The organism is Brachybacterium nesterenkovii (genome assembly GCF_900163655.1).
GTDB classification, from domain to species: Bacteria; Actinomycetota; Actinomycetes; order Actinomycetales; family Dermabacteraceae; genus Brachybacterium; species Brachybacterium nesterenkovii.
The window spans coordinates 1-7,685 of sequence record NZ_FWFG01000066.1; the positions used below are offsets into that span (position 1 = coordinate 1).

At 75.1% G+C, this 7,685-nt stretch carries 4 protein-coding genes and 1 pseudogene; all 5 read left to right on the top strand.

Features of this window, described 5'->3' with window-relative positions; translation table 11 throughout:
• The coding region (locus FM110_RS07580; protein WP_143276314.1) for a DUF58 domain-containing protein at positions 1–1,271 on the top strand (1,271 nt) is incomplete at its 5' end.
• Complete coding sequence (locus FM110_RS07585; protein ID WP_087104173.1) at positions 1,271–3,754, top strand: transglutaminase family protein; 2,484 nt, start codon at positions 1,271–1,273, stop codon at positions 3,752–3,754. The genes FM110_RS07580 and FM110_RS07585, both read left to right, overlap by 1 nt.
• Positions 3,751–5,301, top strand: coding sequence for an RDD family protein (locus FM110_RS13785; protein WP_159458008.1), 1,551 nt, complete (start codon positions 3,751–3,753; stop codon positions 5,299–5,301). Before FM110_RS07585 ends, FM110_RS13785 begins: the two co-directional genes overlap by 4 nt.
• Positions 5,298–6,170: a PP2C family protein-serine/threonine phosphatase gene (locus FM110_RS07600; protein ID WP_087104174.1), complete on the top strand. Its 873-nt coding sequence runs from the start codon at positions 5,298–5,300 to the stop codon at positions 6,168–6,170. The genes FM110_RS13785 and FM110_RS07600 overlap by 4 nt, the downstream gene beginning before the upstream one ends.
• Positions 6,167–7,685: pseudogene (locus FM110_RS14275) on the top strand (hypothetical protein); the annotation flags it as partial. The gene FM110_RS07600 and the pseudogene FM110_RS14275, both read left to right, overlap by 4 nt.

The window sequence follows — 7,685 nt, forward strand, 5'->3', positions numbered from 1 at the left end:
CCGCCCGCCCGCGCCGCGGGATCCGCCTCCCGCGCCGTCCGCGCCCCGCCGCTGACGGCCTGCGCGAGCGCGCCCGGCGCGCGCGGTCCGCGATCGGGCGCGCACATGCCGCCCACGTCGCGCCGCGACTCGAGGTCGTCTCGCCGATCGGCTGGACGGTCGCGCTCGGCGCCGCCGCGTGCTGGACCGCGGGCCTGCTCCTGCACGTCACCGAGCTCGTGGTCCTCGGCGTCATGCTCACCGTGCCGCTGCTCATCGCGGCCGTCTTCGTCCTGGGGCGCTCGGCCTACCGCGTGACGCTGGACCTGTCGGCCAGCCGCGTGGTCGTGGGGGAGCGGGCGATCGGCACCGTCGAGGTCGCCAACGACTCCTCGCGGGTCATGATGCCCTCGCGGATCGAGCTCGCGGTCGGCGGAGCCACGGCCCAGTTCCTCGTGCCGCGCCTGCGGCCCGAGCGCAGCCACGAGGAGATCTTCGCGATCCCCACGCGGCGCCGCGAGGTCCTCGTCGTCGGGCCGGTGCGCTCCGTCCGCGACGACCCGCTGGGGCTCATGCGGCGCCAGGTCACCTGGGCCCATGAGCAGGAGGTGTACGTGCACCCGCGCACGGTGCGCCTGGGCGGCTTCGAGACCGGGTACCTCCGCGATCTCGAAGGCACGCCGTCCTCCGCGCTCTCCTCCTCCGACATCGCGTTCCACGCCCTGCGCGACTACGTGCCCGGCGACGACCGGCGCCACGTGCACTGGCGCACGACCGCGCGGACCGGACGCCTCATGGTCCGCCAGTTCGAGGAGACGCGGCGCTCCCACGTCGTGGTCGCCCTGGCGAACTCGGCCGCGCACTACGCCCACGACGAGGAGTTCGAGCTCGCCGTCTCTGTCGCCGCCTCGCTCGCGGCGCAGACCATCCGGGAGGAGAAGGACCTGACGGCCCTGACCATCTCGGGGCGCCAGCGCACCGATTCCTTCCGCCGGCTCATGGACGACTACACGGTCATCGAGGCCGAGCGCGCGCGCCACGGCCTGCGCGATATCGGGCGCGCCGCCTCCGAGACGGCCCCGAACGCCTCGGCCGTCATGCTCGTCGTCGGGTCGCAGGCGTCCCCCGCCGAGCTCAGCTCCGCCGCCGCGCAGCTGCCCGCCGGCGTCGTCGCCATCGCGATCCGCTGCGCGAGCGATGAGAAGGTCCGCCGTTCCCACATCGGCGCTCTCGAGCTCGTGACCGTCGGCGAGATCGACCAGCTGCCGCGGGCGCTGCGGGCGGTGGCGTGATGGTGCACCTGCCCAGCCCCGCCTCCGGCCCCGGCGCGCACGCGACCGATCCCGGGCACCCCGCGCGCGGCCGGAGCGCATCGCCGCGCACGTTCTTCCGCTCCCGCTCGCGCTGGGGGCGAGGGGCCGATGCGGTCGCCCTGTCCGTCCTGATCATCATCGCGCTCATCGGCTTCCGCACGGTCTACGGCGGGGCGCAGTACCTCGTCACGGGCATCGTCGCGATGCTCCTGGGCCTGCTGATCGCGCTCGCCGGGGCCCGCTGGTCCTGGGGGCCGCTGCGCATCGCGCTCGCCGTCGTGCTCGTCCACCTCGCCCTGGGCACCCCCTTCGCGGCGCCGTCCCGCGCCCTCTGGGGCGTGGTCCCCACGCTGGGCTCCCTCCTCGAGCTCCTCGTCGGCCCCGTGCGGGCGTGGAAGACGACCCTGACCATGGCCCCGCCCGTCGGGAGCGCCCAGGGCGTGCTGATGGTCGCGTGGATCTCCGTGCTCCTGACGTCGGTCCTGGCGTACTCCATCGCGCTGCGGACCCGCCGCGCGGCTCTCGCCTGGATGCTCCCGTTCCTGCTGCTGGGCGTCACGGTGGTGTTCGGCACCACGGAGGCGACCGCGCCGGTCCTCCGCGGCATCGCCTTCGCCGTCGTGTCGATCGCCTGGCTGAGCTGGCGCTTCGAATCCTCGCGCCTGAGCTCGGTGCGCTCGACGATCATCTCCGACTCGAGCGCGCCGGGCTCCTGGAAGAACCCGGTGCTGCGCCGCCGTGTCATCGGCGGCGCCCTCGTCCTCGCCCTCGCGGCGGGGACGGCCGTCGCGCTGCGGGAGCACCTGGATCCGCCCGAGGGCACCGCGCGCTACGCGCTGCGCGACCGGATCGTGCCGCCGTTCGACCCCTTCGACTACACCTCGCCGCTCGCGCAGTTCCGCGGCTACCGCATGAATGACCGCGAGACGACGCTGTTCACCGTCTCCGGGGCCCGGCCCGGCGAGCTGATGCCGCTGGCGACGCTCGACGACTACGACACCGAGGTGTTCCGGGTCGCGGGCAGCGCGGACAAGGACTCGGCGTCCGGGGCGTTCCTGCGGACCGCCGCCGGTGTCGACCTCGCCGGCGACATCTCCGGGACCCGCACGGCGACCGTCACGGTCGCAGACTACGACCGCGTCTGGATGCCCAGTCTCGGGGAGCGCACCACGCGCGTGGACCCGCAGGGGACCGCGTCGGTGTCGATCGCGGAGAACCTCTTCTACAACCAGGCCTCCGGCACTCTCGCCGACCGCTCGGGGCTGGCGACGGGCGAGTCCTACGGCCTCACCTACGTCCCCTATGCCGAGCCCTCCCGCGCCGAGCGCGATCGCCTGCGCTTCGACGACGAGACCGCCGCGGACCTGCCCGCGCTGCCGGCGCTGGACCCGAAGGTGCGGGCGCTCGCGCAGGAATGGATGGGCGGGGCGCGCACCGACTTCGGCCGCATGGTCAATCTGACCACGCGGATCAAGTCCCATGCGTACTTCACCCACGGCCTCGAGGGGGAGACGGTCTCGCCGCCGGGGCACGACGAGTTCCGCCTCGTCTCCATGCTCGAGGACGAGCCGGGCTTCGACTCCGACGGCCCCGCCGCGAGCCCGGTCGGACTCATCGGCGACCAGGAGCAGCTCGCGGCGCTGATGGCCGTCCTCGCCCGGTCCGCAGGCATCCCCGCCCGCGTGGTCGTGGGCTTCGAGGTCCCCGAGGGATCCGGTGACATCGCCGTGACCGGGGACAATGCGACAGCCTGGGTGGAGGTGAAGTTCCGCGACCGCGGCTGGGTGCGCTTCGACCCCACGCCCGATGAGGACCTCGACCCCACGCAGCCGGAGGAGAAGCCGATCGATCAGCCCAAGCCCCAGGTCGCGCAGCCTCCGCCGCCGCCCGTGGAGCCGCCCCGCCTCCCGCCCGAGATGGTCGGGGAGACGGGCGACCGCCCGGAGCCCGAGCCGGAGCCCGAGCCGGCATGGAAGACGATCTCCCTGCTCGTGGGGGCCCCGGTGCTCGGACTGGCGCTGCTGCTCGCGCTGATCGTCCTGGTCAAGGCGATGCGCCGCCGTCGTCGGCGGCTGCGTGGGCCCGCGCACCGACGGATCGGCGGCGGGTGGGTCGAGATCCTCGACCGTGCCACCGACCTCGGCGTCCCGCCGCCGTCGCGCGCCACGCGACGCGAGGCCGCGCGTCACCTCAGCTCCGCGTTCCCGCAGGCCGAGCTCGAGGAGATCGCCCGTCGGGCCGACCGCGGGGTCTTCGGCCCCGAGGACATGGCGCAGTCGGCGATCACGGAGTACTGGGGCCAGATCCGCCGGGCGCGCACGGCGATGGGACGCGAGCGCTCGGTCCTGCGCCGTCTCGTCGCCGCCGTCTCGCTCCGCTCCCTGCGGCCGCGCCGATACACTCGGCGGGCGCGGGCGCGGGCGCGGGCGAAGCGGACGCGGAGGGGGAGTGCGGACACATGATGCAGACGCGGTACTGCAGCACGTGCGGCGCGCTGCTGGCCTCCGAGGCGGACCTGTGCGGGGAGTGCGGCGCCCGCTATCGGGCCTCGCCCTATCAGCAGCGACGCGCCGATGCGCCCGGGGCCTGGTCCGCCGCTCCCCAGCGCCGGGCGGACGCCGCCCCGACAGGCGCCGCCGGTGCATCGCCCCAGAGCGCCGAGCCGTCAGTCGAGCTCGTCTCCCGGGAGTCGCTCGTGCCCCCGGCTCCCGGCGCGACCCGCATGCGCGAGGGCATCGCCCAGTACGATCGGCCCATGTCGATGCCCAGCGCCCCGTCGGACTCCGGGTGGACGTCGCCTCCGAGCGCCCCCGCGCAGGACCCCGCGGGTCTCGCGCCGCCCCTCGACGGCTGTGCTCCGGGCAGCGCGCTCGCCCGGCTCGGAGCCTCGATCCTCGACGCCCTCATCTCCGCGCTGGTGTCCGTCCCCCTCCTCATCGGCGTCGTCCTCATCGTCCTGCACGACGGGGCCACGCTGCTCGCGCAGATCCTCATCGGCGTCGGCGCCGCGCTGCTGGTGGCCTACGGCCTCGTCCTGCTCTGGCTGCACGGGGGCAGGGCGCTCACCCCGGGCAAGGCGGCGCTCGGCCTGCGCACCGTCGGCCTGCGGACCGGGAGGCCGATCGGGATCCTGCGCGCGCTGGGACGCCAGATCCTCCTCGGGATCCCGCTGGTCTCGCTGATCATGGTCCTGCCGATCCTCCTCGACACCCGCACCCGCCGCGGGCTGCACGACCGCGCCGTCGGCTCGATCGTCGTCAGCATCCGCAGCGGCCGCAACCCCCTGCTCGCCCGACCGGATGACTATGCGCGCGAGAGCGCCGCGCACTTCCTGCCCTCCGGTCCGGTGCCGGTGAGCACCCACGACAACCTCATGAGCACGCCCGGCGCCCCGTGGGGCATGCAGGAGCACGACTCGGGGGCGCTGTGGGAGCAGCCGGCCGCCGCCGTCTCCGAGGGGCTCATCGAGCGCTCGCCCTGGGCCCCGGACACCGGGAAGCAGCGCAGCCACCGCACCGACGCCGCCCCAGGGCCCACCGGAGCAGCGGGGGAGGGAGCCCGGGAGGCCGGATCGTCGCGCGCGGGCGCTCTCGCGGACACCGCGGCGCCGCGTCCCGCCCCGCCCGAGGACGAGGACGACGATCTCGACCGCACCCGCATCGCCCGGCCCCGCACGCCCGTCGAGCCGCGCCTGCGCGTCGTGCTCGAGGACGGCAACGCCCTCGACGCGACCGCCCCGGCGGTGCTCGGACGCAACCCCTCCGGGGCCGAGGGCGAGGCCGTGCTGGTCATCGCCGACACGACGCGCTCGATCTCCAAGACCCACCTGCGCCTGGAGGTCGAGGACGACGCGATCCGCGTGACCGACCTGGGGTCGACGAACGGCACCGCTCACGAGGACGGCGCAGGCGGCCGCGAGCTGCTCGAGCCGCACCGCGGCGCTGCCGTGCGCTCCGGGACCCGCCTCGTCCTGGGCGACCGGGTGCTCATCGTGGAGCGCACGGCATGAGCGCACCGGGCACGATGACCATCGCCGGGGCGGGCGTGCGCGTGCGCTGCGCCGCCGCGACCGATATCGGCCGTGCCCGGTCCGTCAACGAGGACTCCGTCCTCCTGAGCGCCCCGATCTTCATGGTCGCCGACGGGATGGGAGGGCACGAGGCCGGCGAGGTGGCGAGCTCGATCGCCGTCGAGGAGTTCTCCCGCCTCACCGATGCCCGCACGCTGCGGATCGAGGACCTCGGCGCCGCGCTGCGCTCCGCCCAGGCCCGGATCGAGGCGCTCGGCAGCGGCGGTCCGCACGCCGCGGGGACGACCGTCGCGCTCGTCGCGACGATGGCGATCGACGGCATCTCCTACTGGGTGGTCCTCAACCTCGGGGACTCGCGCGTCTACCGCGTCTCGGAGGACCTCTTCGAGCAGGTCAGCGTCGACCACTCCGTGGTCCAGGAGCTCGTCGACAAGGGGGAGCTGACGCTCGCGGAGGCCCGGACCCACCCCTACCGCCACATGATCACGCGCGCGCTGGGCGCGGGCCCCGCCTCGGACCCGGACTACTGGCTGATCCCGGCCGAGACCGGCGACCGCGTGCTGATCTGCTCGGATGGTCTGAGCGGGGAGGTGCCGGACGCGACGATCGAGCGCACGCTCCGCGACGCGCCGTGCCCGCAGGCCGCCTGCGATGCGCTCGTGGAGCTCGCGCTCGCCGCCGGAGGGCACGACAACGTCTCGGTGGTCGTGATCGAGGCCGTCGAGGTCCTGGGCACCGGCCCGGCCGAGACCACGGCGCCGGGACCCGGGGCGGACAGGACACCGACCCCGCTGGAGGAGGACACCCTGCCGCGGCCCGTCCCCGTCGACCGGCGCGGTGCATCATGAGCAGCGCTCCGCTGCTGCCCGCAGGCACCGTGTACCAGCCCGGCCCGGCGACTCTCGTCCGGCGCGGGGAGGGCTTCGTGATCCTCGTGCCGGGTGTGGCCAAGCGGCTCATCGACGCCGCCTGGTCGGCGCTCGCCCGGACGCCCAGCGGCGAGGACTTCCTGGACGTCCTCGCCGAGAAGGGCGAGTACGAGGACCGCGATGCGCTGCCCGCGGTCTTCTACGGCGCGCTCGGGTCCGACCGGGCGCTCATCGGGCTCAAGGGCAAGGCGACGGTCGCCGTGTACACCGCGCAGGAGCGGACCATGGTCACCGGCGGCGATGAGGCGATTCTGCGGGAGTTCGAGGCGCCGCTGCGCATCGCCTTCGGCGACCTCCCCCCGGAGGAGCGGCCGGGCCTGCTGGTCGTGGAGTCGGGCATCGTGCGCATCCGCGGCTTCGTGCACATGACCACGGACCCGGACGATCTCGAGGACGAGGTGCGCGCACGCCTCGCGGAGCTCGTCGCGGAGGACGAGCGGTCGATTGAGGACGAGGAGGCCAAGGCGAAGAGGAAGGCCGCCCCGCCGCCGAAGCCGCGGGTGGTCGTGCAGGCCCCGGAGCGGACGACCCCGGCACCGCCCCCGCCGCGCCCGGCCGCATCGCGCGCTCCCGCCGCCGCGCCCGCGCCGGATGCTCCGAATCTCTTCGCCGATCTCTTCGGCGATGGGCCGTCGGCCCCGCCCACCGCGCAGGACTCCGCGCCCGCGCAGGACTCCGCGCCCGCGCAGGACTCCGCGCCTCCGCAGGCGCCAGCGGGGGATCAGGCGCCTTCAGGAGATCGGGCACCGGCAGGAGATCAGGCACCGACGGGGGAGCAGCCCGTCGAGAGGGAGCAGGTCCCGGCCGTCGCGCCCTCGACCCCGACGGCGGCACCGGTCGCGGCGCCGCCCGGGACGACGGAGGGGACGGCTCCGACGGAGGCGTCTGTGGCGCCTGCGACGGAGGCGTCTGCGGCGGGGACACCGGTGAAGGCTGCGGCGGAGGTGTCGGCAGAGGCTCCGGCACCGGAGTCCCCGGCACCGGATACCCCTGCACCGCAGTCCTCGGTGTCCGCGCCGGTCCATGCCCCGCAGGCCCCTCCCACCGCACCGGACGCCCCGGTGGAGAGGCGCTCGTCGACCGCGCCGCGCCGTCGCCTCCTGAGCACGTCGCTCTTCGACCGCGCCCGCTCGGCGACGCAGGAGCGCGCCGCCGCGGCGATCCGCACCGAGGCACCGGGCGATGCCGCCGGTCCCGCGGGGCTCGCCGACGATCTCGAGACGACCCAGGATCCGGCGCGTGCGTCGACCGCCGAGAACGGCGAACCGATGCCGCAGAACGCGTCGCCGCAGAACGTGTCGGTGCAGGACGCGCCGATCGCCGACCCTGCCCCCGAGCCCGAGCCCGAGCCCGAGCCCGAGCCCGAGCCCGAGCCCGAGCCCGAGCCCGAGCCCGAGCCCGAGCCCGAGCCCGAGCCCGAGCCCGAGCCCGAGC

What these genes read in the sequence shown, in the direction of transcription:
- FM110_RS07585 (WP_087104173.1), top strand. Translation starts at nt 1,271, where the DNA reads ATGGTGCACCTGCCCAGCCCCGCCTCCGGCCCCGGCGCGCACGCGACC.
- FM110_RS13785 (WP_159458008.1), top strand. Translation starts at nt 3,751, where the DNA reads ATGATGCAGACGCGGTACTGCAGCACGTGCGGCGCGCTGCTGGCCTCC.
- FM110_RS07600 (WP_087104174.1), top strand. Translation starts at nt 5,298, where the DNA reads ATGAGCGCACCGGGCACGATGACCATCGCCGGGGCGGGCGTGCGCGTG.